The organism is Endozoicomonas montiporae CL-33 (genome assembly GCF_001583435.1).
GTDB classification, from domain to species: Bacteria; Pseudomonadota; Gammaproteobacteria; order Pseudomonadales; family Endozoicomonadaceae; genus Endozoicomonas_A; species Endozoicomonas_A montiporae.
This window is the reverse complement of the sequence record NZ_CP013251.1, coordinates 795,760-817,861: the sequence shown is the minus strand read 5'-3', so window position 1 is coordinate 817,861 and position 22,102 is coordinate 795,760. Positions and strand designations below refer to the sequence as shown.

Below are 22,102 nucleotides of genomic sequence, written 5' to 3'. Positions count from 1 at the left end.
TCGCCCCTCCACCCGACACCGCCATCGGCGGCGCGGCTGAAACAGCCGTTATACGGAATTAGTCAGCCCCTCAGTTATCAAACGGTAAATTATGATCGTAATATAACCGAATGAGAAATTTATCAAACAAAACCAACACCTCTGCTTTCCAGAGCTTGCAGTCTATGAAAAAATCATAAGTAGGCTATAAGGATACAATCTATGAAAAATGTAGCTTTTCAAGTAGACACAAGACTAGCCCGAATATTTCATAAAAGGAGGCAAGTTCCGCCCAATCACTTGATATAATTGGGTCGACCAAAAGAAAGGGTGAAAGTCTCATATTGACTGGTACTATAATTCCAAGTCACCTTTCTGCATGGGGAATGGGATGACATTGTCCATACCCACTTCCGTGACCTTGGCGCAGTAGGTCACCGCCAGTAACTTCCAGCCATTGTCGAACATGCCACTCTGAATTAATGACCTTGCTGTCAAAATACCTTGGCCTCCGGGATGCCGCCACCTCATTCCAGAACACTTCATTCGCTGCGTTACCAAGGTTTTTACAAGTAGCCTCAATAACCCCTGAGCCTATTGGCAAGTTGTGCGACAAGTGTTCAGCATAGTTCATGCGGGTTCGATTACTTCTGAAGTACTCCAGCTCTGTTTTCAACTTCGATCGACGAGGGTGTCGTTTATGCTGGTAAGCCAGAGCTTTGATGACTTTTTCAACACCTTCGGGCTCCTCTTTGAGGATGTGGCGATAGGTGATGAACTTTTCTCTGGATTTGTTGCTGTTTTCACCATAGGACAGGTCAAACGCTTTCTTCAGGTGCTCTGCGGCATGATAGAAGTCTACAACCTCGTGACCTTCAGGGAGTTCATTGGCAAGGTAGGTCCAGTTGTCTTTTGCCCCATCAGCGACTTTAACAAGCGTCAGATCTGGCCTCTGTCGAAGAGCTTCGCTCAGGAGTGCGGAGAGTGATTGTTTCAAAGTCACTTTCTTGCTTTCAGGCATTCGACTCATCCTGACCGTTGAGAGGCGTTCACCCTGTGCATCGTAAAACGACAATGTTCCACAACTGGCCTCCTGACAGCCAGCAGGGCCACGGGTTCGCTTGCCATCGACTCTATTCTGTTCCCGCTTTTCCTGACGTTTACCATCTTTCATCGGCAACATGACGCCATCAAGAGAAGCGGCCGCAGTCACAGCTTCTTCAGGAACCTTGACGCTTTCCCAGAGAAAGTCTTCAAAGGCTTCCCTATTGGGTTCCCACTGCGCATTGAACTTTTTGGGTAGTCTGGCCAGAGAGCTTTCCGAGGGCGTCATGTTCCCTATCAGATCAAGTAGGCTTTTAGCCTCTCCGGGAGGCATTTGCGCAACCATCCAGACAGCTTGTTTAGCTGCTTTTGGTGTCCAATACCCCTCTACAATACCTGCCTGTAGCTCCAAAGGGATGATAGAGTGATCCTTACCGTTACGATAGAGCGTACGCAAAACCCGGACAGGGCCGACAGCGGATTGATAAGTTTCTGAAGATCGCAACACCCGATGGTAACAGACACCGCTTACCTCAATCGCAGGAACGTCAATATCAAGCCCGGTCAGGTCTTCTGCCAGAACGCTTTGCTCTGCTTCGATAAAGAGTTTATGGATCTCACCTTCATAGTCTTCAAAGTGCTTGATTGGGCTGTGTTCCTGACGAAGAACGGCCAGTTTTTGCTCAAGCTGTTGGATAGCATGACAAGAAAAATTGGCGGCTTCAGCTAGTGGCTGACATACTTGCATCGGGGCGGCCTTTCACTGTTGCGGTATCTTTTACAGTAACGATCATAGCGGTGTTTGGCCGTTCCTATGTAAGTCCAGAGAAAATTTGTAGCTGCTGTATAAACCACGGACGGCAAGCCCAGAAAAAATGGTCAGTATGAGACTTTCACCCAAAAGAAAGCTTCGGAAGAAGCAAACCGGAACTTGCCATGCCCAAATCTACACAAGAACAGCTTCGTTTTCATCCCTCAAATGGAAAAACCATCCGGGCAGACTTCAATGGTGGGGAGTTATCTTCTGACTTTGGCACTCTGCTGCTACGGGAAACCATTCTGCAGAGCGGTCTTATCTGCAAAATGACTGATGCCATCAATGACAGACGCCATCAATCCTATATCGACCACTCCCTGAAAGAACTTCTGGTTCAGCGGGTTCTGCAAAAGGCCTGCGGCTATGAAGATGCCAACGACAGTAACCGTTTGGCGTAAAGACCCTATGTTCAAACTGCCACTGGTCGCAATCCGTTGGACAGCGATAACCATCTCGCATCAGCGCCCACTTTTACCCGGCTGGGACAATCTATGACCCGCTCCGACATTTACAGGATGGCTGAAGCATTTGTGCATCACTTTATCAGCAGTTACAAGCTGCCACCTCCGGTGATCGTTATCGATCTTGATCATACACCGGCCATTACTCATGGTGGCCAGCAGATGAACCTGTTTAATGCCAAATATCAGGACTACTGCTACTTGCCCCTGATGATTTTTGAGGGACTCAGCGGCAAGCTGATTACGGCGATTCTTCGTCGGGGAAAACCCCAACGGGCAAGGAAAATGCAGCCATTCTCGAACGGGTCATTCGGCTGCTTCGGAAAAAGTGGCCGAAAACCCATCTACTGGTTCGTGGAGACAGCCACTTCGCTCAACCAGAGTTAATGTGGGTGGTTCAGAATGCCCCTCATTCGGATTATGTCCTGGGCAAAGGTGCAGGCCACAAAACGGCTTTGCGGCCAAAAGCCAAAGAGTTGTTGGATGAAGCGCGTCAAGCTCTGAAGGTCAAGACTGAGCTGGCAAGACTGAACAACATGCCAGAACCTGATCGGCTCAGACTTTACTGGGAAGCAGAATACCAGGCCAAGAGCTGGAAAGGTCTCGATACCCGGATAATTTACAAGGCGGAGGTCAACCAAAAAGGCGACAACCCTCGTTTCATTGTGACGTCGATGAAGGAAGCTTCTCCAGAGGTAATTTATGAAGAGCTTTACTGTCCAAGAGGACAGGATGAGAACTTCATCAAACATCTGAAAAGTGATCTGTCCGGCGACAGATTGTCCGATCAGGGCTTTTTGGCTAACCATTTGAGAATGTTTTATGCCTGTGCCGCTTATGTTTTGCACTATGAGTTAAGAACCAAGACTTTGAAAGGTACGGAGCTGGAAAAAGCGCAGCCATCAACGGTGATCATGAAGCTCTGTAAAGTTGCAGTCAAAGTGGTTGAATATAAAGACCGAATTAAACTTCATCTGCCGCGTAGCTGCCCATTCAAGAGGCTTTTGCAGCATGTGACAGAAGTCTTTTACCAGATGCCGATACTTCGACCGGGGTAGCAACTTTCATAAGACTCAATCAAGGTACATAGCAACCAGATGAAAGAGCCTTGGGGCTTTCCGTTATCCTGAAATAGCAGGATTCGTTGATTAGCGTCTAATCTGTAAGCAAGTATGGGCTGCAATGTCTTTCACATGGTTAACAGAGCAACAGGCTTGCGGAAAAGTCCAAAATTAAGAGGATGGGATGGTAGTTGCTGCTTGTTTATGAAATATCCGGGCTAGTGGGCTCTTCGACCATGAATAATGTCATGATGCCCAAAATTGCAGGGTTGCTGGAAGAAATCACCGGCTTACGATTTAAAAACAAGCAAGCCGGCGCATTCGGCAGTTATGGCTGGAATGGTGGTGCGGTTGATCGTATTCATAGCCGCCTGAAAGATGCCGGTTTTACTGCCACAGAAAGCTTAAAAAGCCAATGAAAACCCGACGGGCAAGCACTGTCGGAATGTCGCCGGTATGGCAATCAGGTTGCACAGCTCTGGGCAACACGGAACCTGCCAGCAAGAACGCAGTCCAAAAGCACTCCAACAGCTCCGCAATCGTTTGGGGAATCCATGGTGTGCTCGGTTTGTCAGTGGACTTATGACCCCACTTCCGGAGAGCCCGGACAAAATATAGAACCCGGAACACGTTGGGCCGACCTTCCTGAAGACTTTCTTTGCCCTGAGTGCGGTCTGGGCAAAAGCGTTTTCAAATTAACCGAGAAGGCCAAAGCAGCCTGATTAAACTGTTCGGAGCAGAAACAACAATGACCCAGCCAAAACCCATCAGCTTTGCCGAACCGGAACGACTCTCCGAGATCTTTGATTCAGACAACAGGGAAGAGTGGCAAAACACCTCCCACATTCTGAAGACTCTGGGCTTACAGGAGCCGATGATCATTGCCGATGTAGGCGCCGGAACCGGTTATTTCACCCGCCTGTTTGCAGAACGCGTGAACAAAGTCTATGCCATCGACAATGAGCCGGGCATGGTGGCTTATATGGAAAAGCGGTTTAACAACAGCAGTTTCAGCAATATTGAAATACGTCAGAGCAGCGCTACCAACCCCTGTTTGCCTCAACAGGTTGATATCGTCTTTCTTGCCAATGTTTACCGTTTCATAAAAGAGCGGGATACGTTTCTATCTACACTGTATGAACAGACGACAGTAGATACGACCATTGTATTCGTTGATTTTCGTGGCGCCCATGCCAGGGTAAGCCCGGAAACCGCAACAAAAGAAGTGAAACAGGCAGGCTTTGAGATACAGGCAATGGACAGCGAAGGCTGCCCTGATCATTACATTGGGTGAAAGTCTCATATTGACTGGTACTATAATTCCAAGTCACCTTTCTGCATGGGGAATGGGATGACATTGTCCATACCCACTTTCGTGACCTTGGCGCAGTAGGTCACCGCCAGTAACTTCCAGCCATTGTCGAACATGCCACTCTGAATTAATGACCTTGCTGTCAAAATACCTTGGCCTCCGGGATGCCGCCACCTCATTCCAGAACACTTCATTCGCTGCGTTACCAAGGTTTTACAAGTAGCCTCAATAACCCCTGAGCCTATTGGCAAGTTGTGCGACAAGTGTTCAGCATAGTTCATGCGGGTTCGATTACTTCTGAAGTACTCCAGCTCTGTTTTCAACTTCGATCGACGAGGGTGTCGTTTATGCTGGTAAGCCAGAGCTTTGATGACTTTTTCAACACCTTCGGGCTCCTCTTTGAGGATGTGGCGATAGGTGATGAACTTTTCTCTGGATTTGTTGCTGTTTTCACCATAGGACAGGTCAAACGCTTTCTTCAGGTGCTCTGCGGCATGATAGAAGTCTACAACCTCGTGACCTTCAGGGAGTTCATTGGCAAGGTAGGTCCAGTTGTCTTTTGCCCCATCAGCGACTTTAACAAGCGTCAGATCTGGCCTCTGTCGAAGAGCTTCGCTCAGGAGTGCGGAGAGTGATTGTTTCAAAGTCACTTTCTTGCTTTCAGGCATTCGACTCATCCTGACCGTTGAGAGGCGTTCACCCTGTGCATCGTAAAACGACAATGTTCCACAACTGGCCTCCTGACAGCCAGCAGGGCCACGGGTTCGCTTGCCATCGACTCTATTCTGTTCCCGCTTTTCCTGACGTTTACCATCTTTCATCGGCAACATGACGCCATCAAGAGAAGCGGCGGCAGTCACAGCTTCTTCAGGAACCTTGACGCTTTCCCAGAGAAAGTCTTCAAAGGCTTCCCTATTGGGTTCCCACTGCGCATTGAACTTTTTGGGTAGTCTGGCCAGAGAGCTTTCCGAGGGCGTCATGTTCCCTATCAGATCAAGTAGGCTTTTAGCCTCTCCGGGAGGCATTTGCGCAACCATCCAGACAGCTTGTTTAGCTGCTTTTGGTGTCCAATACCCCTCTACAATACCTGCCTGTAGCTCCAAAGGGATGATAGAGTGATCCTTACCGTTACGATAGAGCGTACGCAAAACCCGGACAGGGCCGACAGCGGATTGATAAGTTTCTGAAGATCGCAACACCCGATGGTAACAGACACCGCTTACCTCAATCGCAGGAACGTCAATATCAAGCCCGGTCAGGTCTTCTGCCAGAACGCTTTGCTCTGCTTCGATAAAGAGTTTATGGATCTCACCTTCATAGTCTTCAAAGTGCTTGATTGGGCTGTGTTCCTGACGAAGAACGGCCAGTTTTTGCTCAAGCTGTTGGATAGCATGACAAGAAAAATTGGCGGCTTCAGCTAGTGGCTGACATACTTGCATCGGGGCGGCCTTTCACTGTTGCGGTATCTTTTACAGTAACGATCATAGCGGTGTTTGGCCGTTCCTATGTAAGTCCAGAGAAAATTTGTAGCTGCTGTATAAACCACGGACGGCAAGCCCAGAAAAAATGGTCAGTATGAGACTTTCACCCATTACATTCTTACCTTCCGCAAACCAGCATGAGGAGATAGCCATGAGCCATCAACGCATTCCAAAGCATTGGAAAATCCAGCGCTCTACGCCTTTTTTTACCAAGGATAATGTGCCCGCCGCTCTGCTGAATCATCACAATACGGCAGAAGGCGTGTTTGGTCAGCTCTGTGTTATGGAAGGAACAGTGACTTATTTTGGCTACCCGGACAGTGAAACCAGAGAGCCGGAAGTAACGGTTGTGATCAATGCCGGACAGTTTGCCACCAGTCCGCCCCAGTACTGGCACAGCATTGAACTCAGTGATGATGCCCAGTTTAATATCAACTTCTGGTCTGAATCCGATAAGACAGACCAGCCGATGTACCACACTCACCGTAATAGTTGACTCTGTTTGTCAGTTGGGACGAGCGAAGCGACTCCCAACACGGTGACTCTTATAACCTAAAGATAACCTACTGAACCACCAGCGCTGTTTCTTTCCGTGGCAACACTTCACCAATCACCGCTGCCTGATCATGCAAGCCTGTCGCCTTTAATTCTTCCAGCATCGCTTCAGCCGTTTCAGCCGGAGCACAGATCAGTAAACCACCCGATGTCTGGGCATCGCAGGTCAGCATTTTCAGGTTGTAATCCATACCGGTTTTGAACTGAACATCATGACCTACATAGTGAAGGTTGCGGAAAGTGGCACCCGGAATACAGCCATCATCAAACAATTCGTAAGCTTCATCCAGCAGTGGCAGCTTGTCCGAGTCGATGCTCAGAGTCACCTCACTGCCATTGGCAATTTCACGACCATGACCGAGTAAACCAAAACCGGTGACATCCGTTGCACAGCGGGTGCCGTGTTTTACCATGATATCGGCAGCCGCCTTGTTCAACAGCTTCATCTGATTCAATGCCTGCTGATACGCTTCGTGACTGGCCAGCTGTTCACGCTTGCCAGCGATTAAAGCACCAGTACCCAAGGGTTTGGTAAGAATCAATTGATCACCGGGACGTGCCGCACTGTTGCTAACCACTTTATCAGGATGAACCGTACCGATGACCGCCAGACCAAACTTGGGCGGATGGTCTTCAATGGTGTGTCCACCCACCACCAGAGCCCCTGCTTCGCTGACCTTATTCTGACCACCCTGAAGAATCTGCGCAAAGCCTTCCACCGGCAAGTCTTTGGTGGAATACATCATCAGATTTAATACCATCAGGGCATTCCCCCCCATGGCAAACACATCACTCAGGGCATTCGCCGCCGCAATTTCGCCAAACTCCTTCGGGTCGCTGCACACCGGGGGAAAGAAGTCTGTGGTGAAAATCAGCGCGGTTTCATCATTAATCCGGTAAACACCGGCGTCATCGTGAGTTGAAACGTCCACCAGCAGATCAGGATGACCGGGGAAATTCAGTTTATCCAATATGCCAGCCAGTTCCGTAGGCGACAGTTTGGCAGAGCAACCGCCGTACTCAACAGTGGTTAACAGGTCGATAGAAGGTTCAGACATAAGTGATACACCTTATAAGTAGGCAAGCGTGAGTGAAAAACCAGCCGCTAGCAGCTGTTTCTGAACGTGATCCGCTCGCTCACTATCAATCTCAAGACACATACCGCATTCCGAAGACAGTTGTCGTGGAACCGGAATCACTTCACAGGCAATGCTCTGCTCACGACACCAGGCTTCAGCCTTAATCGCTGAACGCATATTGTTTAATAGAATAAATGCACGCTTCATGCTGCAGCCTCCAGAGCAATACTTCTCAATGCCTTCAGCAGATACGCGAAATCGTCAGGTGAATGATAAACAGAAGGCGACAAACGGCAGGTGCCTTCAGGATAGGACCCCAGATGCTGATGAGCCAAAGGGGCACAATGCAAACCGGAACGGGAACTGATACCAAACTGTTTTTCCAGCAGCCATGACAGCGTACCCGAATCCAGCGTTCGATGCGTCAGAGAAATCACTTCACCCTGTGCGTCTTGTTCAACGGCTCGCTGCACAACGTAGCCATCTGTTGCTTCAATCTCATCCAGTAACCTTAGAAAATCGTCCCGACTGTGTCCGGGTTCTGGTGGGTGTTCCAGTGCCGCCAGCAAACCATAAATTCCGGCAATATTAGGCGTACCGGCTTCAAAGCGATCCGGCATGACCGACGGCATAGCCAGATGCTCACTGTTGCTGCCAGTGCCTCCCAGCAGCAAAGGCTGAATGGTTTGAGGGTCACGAATAAAAAGCCCGCCTGTACCGGTAGGACCCAGCAAGCCTTTGTGACCGGTAAAGATAAGATAATCAATCGCCCAGTCATCAACCCGCACCGGCTGTTTACCCAAAGACTGTGACGCATCCATCAGTAAAGGCACTTTACCCAATACCTTTTTGATGGCTGCAACAGGCTGAATAACACCATTCACATTACTTTGATGGTTTATGATCACCATTGCCGTATGCTCAGTGAGTGATTGAGTGATCAGCTCCGGAATCACCCTGCCATCTTCACTGGCAGACAAGGTTTTTACCTTAATACGCCCCTGCGCTTCCAACTGTGCCAGAGGCCGTGCAATGGCATTATGCTCCATCGGTGATACCAGAACCTCTGCTTCTTCAGGAAAGCAGAATCCCTGTAAAATCGTATTGGCGGCATGCGTCGCATTACTGGAAAAACACAGGTTCTCCACCTGCTCAATGCCCATCAGTTCCGCCAGTTTTTCACGGCACTCTTCAACCACCGAACTGGACTCGAAAGCTTTTGTATGAGAAGAGCGACCATAGTTGCCTCCCACCTCAGACAGGTAGCGCGTCATGGCCTGAACCACTTCCGGTGGTTTTGGGAAACTGGTGGCACCGTTATCAAAATACGTTAACCGTTCATCTGACATTACGGATACACCACATGCCCGGCGGCTGCGACCTTTTCAGCAATGTCATACATATTGGAAATACGTCCGGCCGCCAGTTGTCCCTGCAGCTCAAAGAAATCCACACAGGCACCGCAAACAATAATATCCACTGACTGAGCTTCCAGTGCCTGCAGGGCAGAGTCGGCACCCGAACCTTTGGCGGCAAGACGGGCACCGCCGTTGTACAGAATAATACTGGATGGCCTGTTATCAATTTCTTTCAGGGTATTCAGATAGCCTTTGATGAGCAGGCTGCCAAGCTCATCATCGCCCTGTCCCATACAATCACTGTTCAATACCACGACATATTCAGTGTTTGAAACAGGTGTTTTCAAACCGGATTCTGTTGAGGGCACTTCAGCCTGAACATCACTCGCAGTCATACCAGCCTGACTACCTGACTTCTGACAAGTAGCACTGATCTGCCACTCTCCACCTTCGGCAACACATTCCGGATTCATCCCCTGGTCCGCAAAGAACGACATCAGGTTCAGATGAGCAATGTCATTGTCCACAATAACCTGAAAACGCTCACCTGCCTGCAATGTCTTTAACAGACGGCGGGTTTGTATCAGTGGTTGTGGGCAAAGCAGCCCCCGTGCATCCAGAGAATGTTGGTGTTGCATGAAAACCTCAGTTCAGCTGCGTTCAATAGACAGCGTATCAGTGAAGTCTTCATTCTGAGGGAAATAGAATCAGGAGGTATAAGGATGAGGCGCAGACTGATAAGTATTATCCAGCAAAAGCCTGATCCTCATTTGAATACTACGAGCGTCGTCCATAAGATAGGAATCTCCGGATTTGCTACCTATTGAACGTAGCGCGAGCCAGTCGCTCGTGGAGAAAAAAAGATATGCCATTACCAAAAAAATCAAAGCCCGCCTCATCACTCTCTAAACGTGAGCAGGCCATTGAAGATCGTCGTCTTGAACGCCTGCGCGTGTACGATGAAGTGAGCGAGTCTGCTCGCAGCAAAGCAGAAACACTGTACAAAAAGGGACAGTTTCTCTGTTCTGAAGCTGTTTTCACTACGGTGAATGACCACCTCGGGCAACCAGCCGACCCACGCATGGTCAAAATGGCATCGGGGTTTCCGGTCGGCATTGGCATGTCAGGATGTTTATGCGGTGCGGTAGCAGGTGGTGTTATGGCTTTGGGTCTTGAGCATGGACGGGAGAAGAAAGGACAGAAAATGTCGGATGATATGTTTCCTCTGTCGTCCGAATTGCACGACCGGTTTCAGAAACGTAACGGTTCTACCTGTTGCCGCAAGCTCATCAAACATGTGGAGTTTGGTTCCAGAGAGCACATCAAACAGTGCATTCGCCTCACAGGTGAAGTCGCAGCCGACGTCGTTGATATGATCGAGCACGGTATAACAGAACCGACAGACAGGGCTCAGCCTGATTGCGGGGATTGCCCAAATGATCATCCTGTTTCTATCAAACCGCCTAAGAAAGCAACGCTTGGTTCTCTGGCCGCACGCTTGAAAGGCAGCATTCTATCCAGAATATAAAGAGCGATTCCGTTTAATTCAGCTAATTACAAAAATAACTAGCTGAATTAAACCTGTTTAGATGAATACAACAGATTATTTAATTCATTTAAATATCGCCTTTAATAAGACCGTTTAATTAAATGAAAATAAGCTGAACTAATAACCGGTATCAATTCAATTAATCTCACTATTGGTTTTTAACGCTAATGATTGTTAGCTTGATTCAAATCAATATCAATTTCCTTTTTCTACCTGTCATTCTTTGAGACAATTCATTCATCTCTGTTGATTGTTATGTTTCATAATTAAATTTTATGTAACAAAACCATTCAACAAAAGCGGTATTTAATTTCGCTGTTTCAATTAACGTATCTCAGATTCAGATAATAAACGTATGTCAGTTGCCGTAAGCCAGCCTGTAGAGGCTTTAAAAAAGATCGCCATTCTTCGTCAGGAAGTTGCCAAGGTTATTGTCGGTCAGGAAGATCTGATTGACCGTCTTATTCTTGCCCTTTTGTGCAAAAGCCACGTACTGATTGAAGGTATCCCGGGACTGGCAAAAACCCTGACCGTTAATACATTATCCCGGGCTCTCGGTCTGGACTTCAGTCGTATACAGTTCACGCCCGATCTACTGCCGGGTGACGTGACCGGCACCCTGATTTACAACCCGTCTACCGGTGAGTTTACCGCTGAAAAAGGCCCGATCTTTGCCAATATTGTGCTGGCTGATGAAATCAACCGTTCACCTGCCAAAGTTCAGTCCGCCCTGTTGGAAGCGATGCAGGAAAAGCAGGTAACGCTCGGTAAAGAGATCAGCGCTCTGCCCCACCCGTTTCTGGTACTCGCTACACAAAACCCGGTTGAACAGGAAGGCACCTACCCGCTTCCGGAAGCACAGGTTGACCGCTTTATGTTCAAACTCAAGGTTGATTACCCAGCGTTTGATGAAGAGCTGGAAGTAATGCGTCGTATGTCACGACCTAAAACCAAAGTGGATGTGAACAGTGTATTAACCAAAGACGATCTGGAAGCGTTAACAGCACAAATTGAAAACATTCATATGGACCCGTGCCTTGAAAAATACATTGTGCACCTGATCACAGCGACCCGCTCACCCAAAGATTACGGCCTTGAAATTGATGACCTGATGCGATTTGGCGCGTCACCACGAGCCACTATCAATCTGGCACTGGCAGCAAGGGCAATGGCGGTTGTTCAGGGGCGCGACCATGTACTGCCTGAAGATATCCGCGGACTGGCGCCCGATATCCTGCGCCATCGAATTGCCCTGAGTTATAAGGCTGAAGCCCGTGGTATTACCTCTGAAACCCTGATCGAGCAGATTCTCGAGCGCGTGGCCATTCCAAACTGATATGCATGACCATTTAACCCAGCGACTGCACCAGTTGCAGCTGTTCTGCAGGCATCGGGTTGACCACCTGCTGACAGGACAGTATCGCTCGATTTTTAAAGGTCAGGGTCTGGAGTTCGATGAAGTCAGGGCCTACAGCCCTGGCGACGATGTACGCACTATCGACTGGAATGTTACGGCACGTAGCGGCGAAGTGCATATCAAGCGGTTTCACGAAGAACGGGAAATCAACCTGATCTTTGTCGTTGATAATTCACCATCGTTTGCCTGGTCCAGCGAAGACAAAGGTCGTCAAACTGCAGCAGCACAGCTTTGTGGTTTACTGGGCACTGCGGCACTGGGCAGCAACGATCGCATAGGGTTGCTCAAGTTCAGCAATGGTATGGATGACTTTCTGCCACCCGCCAGAGGGCGCAACCAGCTGATGCGTTGCCTGTCGTCAGTACTGGAAGACCCTGAAGCCGTTTCAACAACCTGCGTCGTGGAATCGCTGGATCATCTGAATCAGCTGAAACTGAAACGTTCCATCATTGTCGTGTTGTCCGACTTTTTTATGGAAGGTTTCATGGAAAACCTCGCCATGCTTGGCCGCCACCATGAGGTGATTGCCATTGCCATCGACGATCCGCGAGAAGCAGCGCTGAACGGTGGCGGACTGACACACCTGCGTGATGCCGAAACCGGACAAACACGCTGGCTTGATCTTGCCAATAAGCCGGTACAGAAGCTGTTTAACCGTCGTATGGAAAAACGGTTAAAAGATCGTCAGCAGGCGTTTTCCCAGTGGGGGCTGGATTTGCTGGTTCATAAGGTGGATGCCGATCCGGTAGAAACACTACTGTCGTACTTCCACAGTCGTAGAGATCGAATCGAAGGAGAAACCGGTGGGTAGCGTATTAAAATCCTCGTCTGTTTTTTCTTTACTGTTTGCTTTTACCCTGTGGCTAAACGCTTTTACGGTCTATGCCGGAGAGCCCAAAGCAAGCCTGCACCTTGAACCTTCTGTATCAACGACCACTGCCGGTCAGCAAATCGAGTTGGCACTGACCATTCGTCACGACGAAGGCATTGAAGTGATCTTCAACCCTCAGCAGCAAAGCTGGGGTGAAATGGAGTTTCTGTCGAGCCATACCTCGGCTCGCTACTGGGTGAATGGGCAGTGGCAATACATTGTGTATATGGATACTGCGTTTCTGATTCCCGGTCAGTATCAGACACCTGTTTTTACCGCTGACGTGTTTGATGATTCCCAACACTGGGAACTGGATACTGCCGCGCTGCCATTGCACATCCTGTCATCCTTCGACGATAGCCCTGTGGATGTACAGGACACCGTCGGATTGCCACAACGACAAACAGAAACCTCTTATTTTTCGTTATTTCTGGTCATGCTGGCCATGGTCGCAGTGCTCACCTCTGTCTTGTTCCACCAGCGACGCCGAAAGGCTTTGCCCGTTCAACAGCACAAAGCGCTTTCGGCCAGTGACATTGCCACTCAGGCGGATGAAGCAGGCATGGCTGACTGGGAAGCCCTGAGGCACTGGCTGATGGTAACAACAGGCGCTGACCCTGTTGGAAAGCTGACCACCAGCGAACCCCTGTTGCATCGTTATCAATTCCTGCGCTTCGGAAGAACCACAAGGCTGGATGACTTTATTGAATTCTGTGACCTCTGTCAGAAGAAGTGGGGTCAGAAGAAATGTGGTCAGGAGAAATGATGGGGATGAGTGTTAAATACCCGATACTTCTGTGGTTGCTGGCGATCATACCACTACTGTCTTTTTATTTGTGGCGTCGTAATCGCCGACAGGGCATCAGCTACTCGCACCTGCCTCTGGTTGATAGCCTGCCTGCCAGCTATCGTCAGAAATGGTTGTGGCTGACCACTGCCCTGCAACTGCTGGCGCTTGCCTTTATTATTGTGGCGTTTGCCCAGCCCTATCGCGAAGTGTCCGAATCCACCGAGCAGCAGGAAGGTATTGCTATTGCCGTCGTGCTGGACGTTTCTTCCTCCATGAACATTCGCATGGATCTGGACGGCAAACGCAGCAACCGGATGACGGTCGCCAAAGAAGTGCTGGAAGCCTTTATTGCGGGTGACGATGACCAGCTGGAAGGACGTCCGGCAGACCTGATTTCACTGATTACCTTTGCCCGCTACCCCAGGGTGATCAGCCCGTTGACCGATTCTCACGATGCTTTGGTCAGCATGGCTCGTCATGTTCAACCGCCCACCCGAATGGAAGAAGATGGTACTGCCATTGGCGATGCCACAGCTCTGGCCGCGGCACAGCTGAGTGAGTACGAAAACGAGTACGGTCTGGACGAGAAGGTAAAGAGCAAAGTGATCATCATGATCACCGATGGCGAAAACAATTCAGGCACTTACTCCCCCATGATGGCGGCCGCTCTGGCAAAAGAATGGGGTATCAGGGTCTACACGATTTTCATTGGTAACGAGCCCACCGACATGCTCGACAGTCGCAATGAAGCGGTGCGGGTAGACTGGGTTCTTCAGGCTATGGCTGAATCGACAGGGGGTGTTTATAACAGAGCCTACGACTATGACTCTCTGGTGGCCGGATATCAGGCCATTAATGAACTGGAAACCTCCAAGCTGCAAACCGTCGTCTTTACCGATCAGGTACCGGCATTTCAGCCCTTTGTTCTGCTCGCATTACTCAGCCTGATGCTGTCTGCCCTGTTAAGTGCCACCTGGCTAAGGAGGCTGGGATGATCCAATTAACCCTGTTAACCCCCCAGTGGCTATGGTTGCTGGCACTGATTCCCGCGTGGCTTTTTCTTGCCCTTTACCAGCAACGTAAAAGTCACAGTGATCTGAAGCAGTTCAGCAAAAACCTGTCGTTGCCTGCCGTCAATCGTCGTTCGGTCAGCGTACTGATAACTCTGGCTGTACTGGCTTTATCCCTGTCCCGTCCTGCATGGGATCCTCAACCTAAAGGTTTGCAGGATCAGGGACGGGATATGATTTTCCTGCTGGACGTATCGCGTTCCATGCTGGCAGATGATGCGCGCCCGAATCGTCTGGAAGTGGCTCGCACCGCTATACGACAGGTCGTTAATACATCGTCCAGTGATCGCATTGGTCTGGCAGCGTTTGCCGGTGAAACCGCCATTCAGTCTCCGGTCACCCGTGACCGGATCTTTCTGAATACACTGTTGGACACCATCAGCCCCGGAACGGTCGCCACCGGTGGCACCCAGATTGGCGATGCCCTGATGACTGTTCTGGAAAAAATGCTGGATGGTGGCAACTCTGGCAATCCGGAAGCGGTAGACATTGTCCTGATTACCGATGGCGAAGATCTGGGTGAAGACCCTGTTGAAGCCATTGAACTGCTGAACGAACTCGGTACCCGCCTGCTCATCATCGGACTGGGTGATAGCCAGTTTGGTGCCCGTGTTCCCACCCGTGACGGAAAAGGCTGGGCCATGGATGATGGCAGAGAGCACTGGAGTCGTCTGGACGACGCCCGTCTTCGGTCACTGGCTCAGCAGGCTGATCAGGGCATTTACTTTCCGGTCGGCACAGCCTGGCTGGATCTGCCGAGCATTCTTGACCAGCTGCGGGTACTCTGGCCTGCAGACAGTCGTGAGCAGGGAGAAGTGCTTGAGTATACCGAAGGTTACCCTTACCTGATGGCGCTGGCGATGCTGATGCTTTTTCTGTCACTGGTTCAGATGCCTGCCAATGTTAAAAAAGCCTCGGCTGTGATTCCCTGTCTTCTGATACTTGCCATCAATACTGCTCATGCCCAAAGCCCTGTTGACCTGCAGGAACTGGAACAGCGGGCTAGCCAGATGATTGAACAACAGCTGTACGCCGATGCGGCCAACCTGTATCGACAGGTCGCCGATCAGGCAGACGATCAGGCGACAGCGGTTGCAGCCAGTTACAACCTGGCCACCTCACTGATTCACCTGGCCAACAGCAGTTTCCTTACGGCTGTGGATTTTATGGAAGAAGCCATGGAGTCGGATGAATACATTGATCCGGAAGTCTACCTGAGTGAAGCCAGAAATGTCCTGCGCGATATCCTGATGACCGATCCCGAGCATGAACCCAGCCAACGCAACCTGGAATGGCTGGCTCTGGAACAATACCGTCTGCATCAGGACACCGACACGATCCAGCAGCAGCAACAGCAGCAGGGTGAAGAAGAGGAAGACAAGGACTCCGAAGCCAACTCTGAAAGTGAAGAAGGGGAAGAGAGCCTTGAACAGGAAGGTGACGACTCCGCAGACTCCGATGCCGACGACAGCAACAGTACAGAGTTTGATGATATGGACGCTATGTTTGGAGATTTGCTGGAGCCGACACCATCGGCCAGTGCCAAACAGATTCTGGATCAGGCCCGACAACTTGAGGGCGAATTACAACAACTGGATCAGCAACGGCAAAATACCGTTGACCGGGACTGGTAAGGTTTTATGACGAGCTACTGTTCTATGACGAGCAACTTTAAACACACACTGTTCGGACTATTGGCATGTATTGCTTTTATCACCGTTCCGTCAGCGTATGCCAGTGCCGATGACTGGCAACTGGTTCTTGAGAAACCGGAAGATACCGTATGGCAGGGACAGCCTGCCGACTTTATTGTGCTGGCGCTGAATCCACCTGCTGATGAGATGGAACTGTCTATCGCAGACAACAGTGATTTTATCGTCTCACAGCGCCCACCTGTCAGACTGCAAAGGAATGAAGCACCGGCAATAGGCTACCCGATTCGTTTAACACCACTGAAAGCCGGTGAGCTGACACTGCCGGTATTCAGTCTGGGCGAACAGCAAACCGATGCTTCTGAATCAATCACTGTTACCATGCCTGCAATGACGGACGAGATGCGCATTCATGTCAGCCACAACACGGACAGTATTTATCTGGGTCAGACCATCGACGTCGAATTTGAATGGATTACCGCCATTCAGCCCAACGCCCTGAAAGCGGTTAATATTCTGCTGCCAGAGTTTGAAAATGCCGCTATACGGCCCGTTGAGCCATGGAATGCCTTCACTTCCAGAGATGGTAACGCTATTGGCCTGCCCATCGGCAACCGTCGTGTGATTGCGCGCTGGCACGGAATGCCGGATAACCAGTACCGCATTCATTTTCACTACAAAATCCAGCCACTGGAAGCCGGTACCTTTGAACTCCAGCCCGGTGTGTTAATGGCGAGTGTTGATCAGCGCATCTGGAAGCATGGTTCCCAACAGTTCAGGGGTTCCCGTTTCCCGGCTCACTTTGATAACAACTTTTTTGAAGCCGAGCGTGTAGTTAAAGACGAACCTCCGGTTCGGTTGATGACACGTTCAAAGCCACTTCGATTTACGGTTAAGGATTTGCCTGCAGGTGCGCCTGAACACTTTACCGGTATGGTCGGACGCCCTGATATCAAGTTCACTGCAGAGCCGGAAACCGTTCGTCAGGGTGAACCCATGCAGCTGCGTTTTGATGTCGTTCATCCACATTCTGAAATTTCCCAACTGCCTGATCTGCAAAAGGAAAGAGCGTTTATCCACAGCTTCGACATTCCTGGTTCCGCCTCTCCGGCAGTGTATGAGGACGATGTCAGAGTGGTGCGCCAAAGCCTGTTTCCAAAGCTGGCAGAAACGTCTGAAATTCCACCGGTGGTGATCAGTTATTTCGATCCGGACACCGGTCATTATCGGGACTATGTCACTGAGACTATTCCTCTGACGGTGATTCCGGTTGAGCGGTTTAATATCAGCAGCAGCGAACTGTCTGCCGATGTGACGCTGAGCAATCCGGTCAAAGCTGACAAGGATGGTATCTGGGAGCATAACTGGACCCGACAACTGATGGACAACCGTCGTCAGCAAAGCGCTCTTAAGCCATGGATTTTGTTTGCGCTGCTAGTGTGTCCGCCTGCTATGGTGCTGTTCGGCTTGTCTCCTGCCCTGCGCAAACGCTGGGTGATCTATCGCAACAGTAGTGCCATTGCACAACTGCGCTCGGAACTGGCTAAGACAAATGACAGTCTCGCACCTCTGGGGACATACTTTCATCGTCGTATAAGACTGCTGCCTTCAAAGCTGAATGAGCAGACACTGACTGCCCGACTGGCAGCCTTGGGCGTTGATCAGGCACTGATTGAAGAAACTATTCAGTGCCTGAGCCGTGAGCAACAGCTATATGCCAAACCATCATCATCGAATAACGTTGACCGATCCAGCCACCGCAAAGCATTGATTGATCTCGTATTACGACTGGACAAAGCCTTACCAGCCAGAGGAGTGCTGTCTTGAAATACCTGCTGATACTCACTCTGAGTTTTTTTCTGCCACTATTACCCAAACTATCCAGTGTCGTTTATGCAGACCAGAATGCAGTGGTTGATCTTCAGGAACAACTGTTGTCTTTGCGAGAAGAACACCAGAGGGCATTGCAGTTAAGCCAGAGCTATCCAACCCGTGGACGTGAAGCACACACACTGGTGGCGGGTAAGCTGGAATCTCTGTGGCAAGCAGAAGACATTAATCAGGGGGCTCTGGCTTACAACATCGGTAGCAGCTGGTTCCATGCGGGTCGTTATGGTGAAAGTGTACTCTGGTACCGTCGGGCAGAGTCGCTGGGTTATGGCAGCAAAGAGCTGTCTCACAACCTGAGCCATGTGCGTAAACAGCGTCTTGATTATCTGCCAGACAGCTTTGGTAACCCGTGGCTGGCTACCACTCACAGTATTGCCAGCAGCAGCCTGTGGTTCTGGTTTGCCATTGCCGTTTATTTGCTGTTCTGGTGGCAGGTATGGGTATTTATCCGTTCAGACCGAACTGAAAAAAGCCGCATTATCTTTGCCGCCAGCATCATGCTGCTGACCAGTGTTATCACCGTATTCAGGGTCGCTTATACACCGGAAGACAGCAGCGGCGTGATTACTGCCATGGACATTACTGCCCGCAAAGGCCCGGGACTGGTGTTTGCTCCGGCGTTTACCAGCCCGCTGAATCAGGGTACCGAGTTTATTCTGTTGCAGGAGCACGCGAACTGGCAGGAAATCAGATTGAGCAATGGGTCAACAGCATGGTTGCCAACACGGGCGACCACATTGATTGATTGGTAGTGGCACAGTTCTGTGATTCTAGCCCTGTCTGCTAAAATACGACATTCGGCAACTTTGAAAAATGCGGTTTAAAAATGTGCCTTACGCAAGTCCTCTGTACAACATGTGGCAGTAACCAAGTTCGGCCTTTCGGATACAGCACTCATGATGTTCCACGATACTATTGCTGTAATGACAAATGTGAAATCAAAACCTTCATGCTTGAATATCGCTACAAGGCCTGTGAGCCTGGCGTTAAAGAAAAAATCATCGATATGGCAATAAATGGCAGCGGAATCAGGGATACAAGTAAAGTACTCGGAATAAGCAAGACAACAGTAATAAAGACTCTAAAAAAAAAGAAAGCGGTCTGGTAAAGGTCAACCCAAATATTCAAACTATTGATCTCAAGTCAGATGCAATTATTCATGTAGGGCTTGTCTGCCAAGAGGCTGAGCTAGATGAGCAGTGGTCGTATGTTCATGATAAATCGAACCAACGCTGGCTTTGGTATGCTGTTGATCACGCTACAAATACCGTGCTTGCTTATGTTTTCGGAAAACGGAAAGATGAAGTTTTTAAAGAACTCAAAACACTTCTGAAGCCATTTGGTATTAATAAATTTTACACCGATGATTGGGGAGCCTATGAGCGACACCTTGATGAAAACATGCATATTATTGGTAAAGCAAACACTCAGAAGATAGAGCGTAAAAACCTTAATTTTCGGACTTGGATTAAACGGTTGGCCAGAAAGACAATTTGTTTTTCAAAGCTCGAAAAGATGCACGATATTGTTATTGGATTATTGATTAATAAAGTTGAGTTTGGGGTCAATATTCACGCGATATAACAGTTCTGGCCCACTACCGATTGATTCAGAGATCCTATGATGCAGAAAAACATTTACCGAGTTATTTAAATAGCTTCAAAGGTTAAAACTGTTGGGATGAGTGATACGCACATCCCAACACCATTCCATAAAACTCATAAGAAAATGTACACTTGTACCAAGTACTTATACACAGCGAATACAGGCTCACGATAAAATCCGAAGCGCTCTCAAGTTAGCAACTATTAAGAAACAAGAAGTACCCAATGGACACCATGATAAAAAAGCTGGCTATAACCGGTCTGGTAGGCTTGCTGGCCGCCTGTAATGACAGTTCTTCCAGTAGCTCTTCTCCTGCACCGACACCTGATCCGGAACCTTCTGTGCCGACCATTACGCAACTCTCCAAATCGGGAGACATGCTGGTTGGCAGAACAATAAAGGCCGAGTCAGAATGTACTGATTGCGAGCCCGATAAAACCACCTACACATGGGTCGTTGACCGCACCGGAACCGGTGTTTTCGGTGACAGCATCACTGTCGATGGCGTTGAGATTCGTGACCACGTTGTTGAAGGTCAGACTTTCCTTGTGACTGAAGACGACTATGGTAAAGCCGTTCGCCTGTCGGCCATTGCCAACAACGATGGTCTAAGCAGTAGTGATGAAGCCTTTGTCGTTTACCGTCGTCGTTTTGTTGAAGACATAGTTTCTAACCTGTCAGGCTACAGCGCGCTGACCAATGACGGAACCGTTATTGCCTGGGGTAAAGATATTGGTCCAGACCCGATTCAGGCAGAAGATGTTCGTGAAATCATTCCCAACAACAATGCTTTCGCTGCTATTCGTAATGACGGTAGCGTGGTGGCATGGGGTAACCGTGATCACGGCTCAGATGCAAGCCAACCAAGTGGAGGCGACCTCGACAGTGGTGTAGTGCAGGTATTTGCAACGGATGCTGCCTTTGCTGCTTTAAAGGATGACGGCAGTGTTGTTGCCTGGGGATATGCCTACAATGGTGGTGACATAACGCTTAGCCATGAGGGTGATCTGAGCAGTGGTGTCGATGATATTGTACCGGGTGCAAGAGCGTTTGCCGCTCTAAAAAATGACGGAAGCCTTGTCGCTTGGGGAAATAAACTCTACGGAGGCGATGTTTCAGAGGGCAGTGGTGGAGACTTCACAGGCGGCTTCAAAAAGGTTATTCACAATACCCAAAGCTTTGCAGCTATAAAAGAAAGCGGCGAAGTGATTACCTGGGGATGGGGAGACGGCGGAACTCTTTCTGAGCCATTAAAAAATGTTGATGACATTATTCCTAACCTGAGTGCTTATGCCGCACTGAAGGAAGATGGCTCGGTAGTAGCATGGGGTCATCCGGATAATGGCGGGCACATGGATAACTTTACACAGGTAGGCCTGTCTTCGGGTGTTAAACGTGTCGTTGCTAATGCCGCTGCTTTTGCAGCCCTTAAAGAGGACGGCAGCGTTGTTGCCTGGGGCAAACCAACCAGTGGTGGAGATATCACAGTAGGTGGCGGTGATGATCTTTCATCCAATATTGTCGATATTATACCGAATCTCGTTACATTCGCAGCACTCAAGCTTACCGAACGTGGAGACCACGAGGTTGTGGCTTGGGGTGACTCTATGTTTGGGGGCGATACAAATTGGAGCTTGGGAATTTATAAACACAATGTGAGTGAAATTATTCCGGGGACTGCTGCATTTGTAGGTATTAGCAGCATTGATAACTTTAATGCCAATTTTGTTTTTGCTTGGGGACACCCTGAATTCGGCGGCATCATTAGTCCTGGTAAAATTAGCAATGTTGAGAAAATCGTAACCAATAAATCCAGGAGAAATACTTTCGACGGTGGTGCATTTGCAGCTATTACCAGAGGCGGCGGAGTTAGAGTCTGGGGCGAGCCTCGAAGTGGTGGCTACCTGACACCGGAAAAACAATCTGAATTAAATACTCGTGTTAAGGATGTTTTCTCTACCACAGCTTCTTTCGCTGCATTAAAAGAAAATGGTGAAGTGATTACATGGGGCGAGGGTACCGGCGCGAATAACAGCAATGCTGCCGAAGCCTTGGCACCACAGGATATTCTCTTAGAAAGTAGCTTGTAAGAAAAAACGCTTTTCGCTCCA

At 49.3% G+C, this 22,102-nt stretch carries 20 protein-coding genes and 1 pseudogene; 15 read left to right on the top strand and 6 right to left on the bottom strand.

The genetic code is table 11. The features are described from left to right. Positions 1-346: 346 nt before the first annotated feature. The gene (locus tag EZMO1_RS03630; RefSeq protein WP_061509258.1) at positions 347-1,771 is read right to left on the bottom strand and encodes a hypothetical protein; all 1,425 of its coding nucleotides are present in this window, start codon (positions 1,769-1,771) and stop codon (positions 347-349) included. Between the two features lie 188 nt (positions 1,772-1,959). Between EZMO1_RS03630 and EZMO1_RS03625 the strand changes: the two are divergent. From EZMO1_RS03625 to EZMO1_RS03615, 4 genes and pseudogenes are all read left to right on the top strand, one after another. After that, positions 1,960-3,359 (top strand): annotated as a pseudogene (locus EZMO1_RS03625) (IS1380 family transposase). A gap of 251 nt (positions 3,360-3,610) precedes the next feature. Further along, positions 3,611-3,781, top strand: a complete 171-nt coding sequence (locus EZMO1_RS27180; protein WP_201772259.1) for a hypothetical protein — start codon at positions 3,611-3,613, stop codon at positions 3,779-3,781. Positions 3,782-3,916: 135 nt separating this feature from the next. Continuing rightward, the gene (locus tag EZMO1_RS27175) at positions 3,917-4,084 is read left to right on the top strand and encodes a rubredoxin (RefSeq protein ID WP_201772258.1); all 168 of its coding nucleotides are present in this window, start codon (positions 3,917-3,919) and stop codon (positions 4,082-4,084) included. 26 nt (positions 4,085-4,110) lie between these two features. After that, positions 4,111-4,656, top strand: a complete 546-nt coding sequence (locus EZMO1_RS03615; RefSeq protein ID WP_034879737.1) for a class I SAM-dependent methyltransferase — start codon at positions 4,111-4,113, stop codon at positions 4,654-4,656. A gap of 20 nt (positions 4,657-4,676) precedes the next feature. Here the strand turns inward: EZMO1_RS03615 and EZMO1_RS03610 are convergent, their stop codons facing one another. Continuing rightward, positions 4,677-6,113 carry a hypothetical protein gene (locus EZMO1_RS03610; protein WP_034876179.1) on the bottom strand — a complete coding sequence of 479 codons (1,437 nt, stop codon included), beginning with the start codon at positions 6,111-6,113 and terminating at the stop codon, positions 4,677-4,679. A 193-nt stretch (positions 6,114-6,306) separates the two neighbouring features. Here EZMO1_RS03610 and EZMO1_RS03605 point away from each other — a divergent pair, with 193 nt between their 5' ends. Next, positions 6,307-6,651 (top strand): TehB family protein, encoded by a 345-nt coding sequence (locus tag EZMO1_RS03605; RefSeq protein WP_034879735.1) that lies wholly within the window; start codon positions 6,307-6,309, stop codon positions 6,649-6,651. Positions 6,652-6,718: 67 nt separating this feature from the next. Here EZMO1_RS03605 and selD read toward each other — a convergent pair whose 3' ends face one another. From selD to yedF, 4 genes are read right to left on the bottom strand one after another with little or no spacing between them, the layout of a single operon-like run. Further along, positions 6,719-7,768 carry a selenide, water dikinase SelD gene (gene selD / locus EZMO1_RS03600; protein ID WP_034879734.1) on the bottom strand — a complete coding sequence of 350 codons (1,050 nt, stop codon included), beginning with the start codon at positions 7,766-7,768 and terminating at the stop codon, positions 6,719-6,721. Between the two features lie 12 nt (positions 7,769-7,780). After that, positions 7,781-7,996 carry a putative Se/S carrier protein gene (locus tag EZMO1_RS03595; protein WP_051790748.1) on the bottom strand — a complete coding sequence of 72 codons (216 nt, stop codon included), beginning with the start codon at positions 7,994-7,996 and terminating at the stop codon, positions 7,781-7,783. Beyond that, complete coding sequence (locus EZMO1_RS03590) at positions 7,993-9,138, bottom strand: aminotransferase class V-fold PLP-dependent enzyme (protein WP_034879733.1); 1,146 nt, start codon at positions 9,136-9,138, stop codon at positions 7,993-7,995. The genes EZMO1_RS03595 and EZMO1_RS03590 overlap by 4 nt, the downstream gene beginning before the upstream one ends. Continuing rightward, positions 9,138-9,785 carry a sulfurtransferase-like selenium metabolism protein YedF gene (gene yedF / locus EZMO1_RS03585; RefSeq protein ID WP_034879731.1) on the bottom strand — a complete coding sequence of 216 codons (648 nt, stop codon included), beginning with the start codon at positions 9,783-9,785 and terminating at the stop codon, positions 9,138-9,140. Before yedF ends, EZMO1_RS03590 begins: the two co-directional genes overlap by 1 nt. 227 nt (positions 9,786-10,012) lie before the next feature. Here yedF and EZMO1_RS03580 point away from each other — a divergent pair, with 227 nt between their 5' ends. The 10 genes from EZMO1_RS03580 to EZMO1_RS03530 all read left to right on the top strand — a co-directional run bounded on the left by EZMO1_RS03580 (position 10,013) and on the right by EZMO1_RS03530 (position 22,081). Then, positions 10,013-10,675: a C-GCAxxG-C-C family protein gene (locus EZMO1_RS03580; protein ID WP_082212379.1), complete on the top strand. Its 663-nt coding sequence runs from the start codon at positions 10,013-10,015 to the stop codon at positions 10,673-10,675. Between the two features lie 376 nt (positions 10,676-11,051). Beyond that, the gene (locus EZMO1_RS03575; protein ID WP_034879729.1) at positions 11,052-12,032 is read left to right on the top strand and encodes an AAA family ATPase; all 981 of its coding nucleotides are present in this window, start codon (positions 11,052-11,054) and stop codon (positions 12,030-12,032) included. Between the two features lies 1 nt (position 12,033). Further along, the gene (locus EZMO1_RS03570; RefSeq protein ID WP_034879727.1) at positions 12,034-12,924 is read left to right on the top strand and encodes a DUF58 domain-containing protein; all 891 of its coding nucleotides are present in this window, start codon (positions 12,034-12,036) and stop codon (positions 12,922-12,924) included. Continuing rightward, positions 12,917-13,750, top strand: coding sequence for a hypothetical protein (locus tag EZMO1_RS03565; protein WP_034879725.1), 834 nt, complete (start codon positions 12,917-12,919; stop codon positions 13,748-13,750). Before EZMO1_RS03570 ends, EZMO1_RS03565 begins: the two co-directional genes overlap by 8 nt. A 5-nt stretch (positions 13,751-13,755) precedes the next feature. Then, the gene (locus tag EZMO1_RS03560) at positions 13,756-14,769 is read left to right on the top strand and encodes a vWA domain-containing protein (RefSeq protein ID WP_160174135.1); all 1,014 of its coding nucleotides are present in this window, start codon (positions 13,756-13,758) and stop codon (positions 14,767-14,769) included. Continuing rightward, complete coding sequence (locus tag EZMO1_RS03555) at positions 14,766-16,478, top strand: VWA domain-containing protein (RefSeq protein WP_034879723.1); 1,713 nt, start codon at positions 14,766-14,768, stop codon at positions 16,476-16,478. Before EZMO1_RS03560 ends, EZMO1_RS03555 begins: the two co-directional genes overlap by 4 nt. A 24-nt stretch (positions 16,479-16,502) precedes the next feature. Continuing rightward, positions 16,503-18,323: a BatD family protein gene (locus tag EZMO1_RS03550; protein ID WP_034879721.1), complete on the top strand. Its 1,821-nt coding sequence runs from the start codon at positions 16,503-16,505 to the stop codon at positions 18,321-18,323. Beyond that, a complete protein-coding gene (locus EZMO1_RS03545; protein ID WP_034879720.1) occupies positions 18,320-19,138 on the top strand; it encodes an SH3 domain-containing protein in 819 nt (272 codons plus the stop codon). Before EZMO1_RS03550 ends, EZMO1_RS03545 begins: the two co-directional genes overlap by 4 nt. A gap of 74 nt (positions 19,139-19,212) precedes the next feature. Then, a protein-coding gene (locus EZMO1_RS27970; RefSeq protein ID WP_420809906.1) for an IS1 family transposase occupies positions 19,213-19,970 on the top strand; the annotation gives its coding sequence in 2 pieces (ribosomal slippage) (positions 19,213-19,480 and positions 19,480-19,970; 759 coding nt in all). Between the two features lie 245 nt (positions 19,971-20,215). Further along, positions 20,216-22,081, top strand: a complete 1,866-nt coding sequence (locus EZMO1_RS03530) for an RCC1 domain-containing protein (RefSeq protein ID WP_034879719.1) — start codon at positions 20,216-20,218, stop codon at positions 22,079-22,081. Positions 22,082-22,102: the final 21 nt, after the last annotated feature.

Coding starts and splice junctions, on each gene's coding strand:
- EZMO1_RS03630 (WP_061509258.1), bottom strand. CDS start 1,771: ATGCAAGTATGTCAGCCACTAGCTGAAGCCGCCAATTTTTCTTGTCAT.
- EZMO1_RS27180 (WP_201772259.1), top strand. CDS start 3,611: ATGATGCCCAAAATTGCAGGGTTGCTGGAAGAAATCACCGGCTTACGA.
- EZMO1_RS27175 (WP_201772258.1), top strand. CDS start 3,917: ATGGTGTGCTCGGTTTGTCAGTGGACTTATGACCCCACTTCCGGAGAG.
- EZMO1_RS03615 (WP_034879737.1), top strand. CDS start 4,111: ATGACCCAGCCAAAACCCATCAGCTTTGCCGAACCGGAACGACTCTCC.
- EZMO1_RS03610 (WP_034876179.1), bottom strand. CDS start 6,113: ATGCAAGTATGTCAGCCACTAGCTGAAGCCGCCAATTTTTCTTGTCAT.
- EZMO1_RS03605 (WP_034879735.1), top strand. CDS start 6,307: ATGAGCCATCAACGCATTCCAAAGCATTGGAAAATCCAGCGCTCTACG.
- selD (WP_034879734.1), bottom strand. CDS start 7,768: ATGTCTGAACCTTCTATCGACCTGTTAACCACTGTTGAGTACGGCGGT.
- EZMO1_RS03595 (WP_051790748.1), bottom strand. CDS start 7,996: ATGAAGCGTGCATTTATTCTATTAAACAATATGCGTTCAGCGATTAAG.
- EZMO1_RS03590 (WP_034879733.1), bottom strand. CDS start 9,138: ATGTCAGATGAACGGTTAACGTATTTTGATAACGGTGCCACCAGTTTC.
- yedF (WP_034879731.1), bottom strand. CDS start 9,785: ATGCAACACCAACATTCTCTGGATGCACGGGGGCTGCTTTGCCCACAA.
- EZMO1_RS03580 (WP_082212379.1), top strand. CDS start 10,013: ATGCCATTACCAAAAAAATCAAAGCCCGCCTCATCACTCTCTAAACGT.
- EZMO1_RS03575 (WP_034879729.1), top strand. CDS start 11,052: ATGTCAGTTGCCGTAAGCCAGCCTGTAGAGGCTTTAAAAAAGATCGCC.
- EZMO1_RS03570 (WP_034879727.1), top strand. CDS start 12,034: ATGCATGACCATTTAACCCAGCGACTGCACCAGTTGCAGCTGTTCTGC.
- EZMO1_RS03560 (WP_160174135.1), top strand. CDS start 13,756: ATGAGTGTTAAATACCCGATACTTCTGTGGTTGCTGGCGATCATACCA.
- EZMO1_RS03555 (WP_034879723.1), top strand. CDS start 14,766: ATGATCCAATTAACCCTGTTAACCCCCCAGTGGCTATGGTTGCTGGCA.
- EZMO1_RS03550 (WP_034879721.1), top strand. CDS start 16,503: ATGACGAGCAACTTTAAACACACACTGTTCGGACTATTGGCATGTATT.
- EZMO1_RS03530 (WP_034879719.1), top strand. CDS start 20,216: ATGGACACCATGATAAAAAAGCTGGCTATAACCGGTCTGGTAGGCTTG.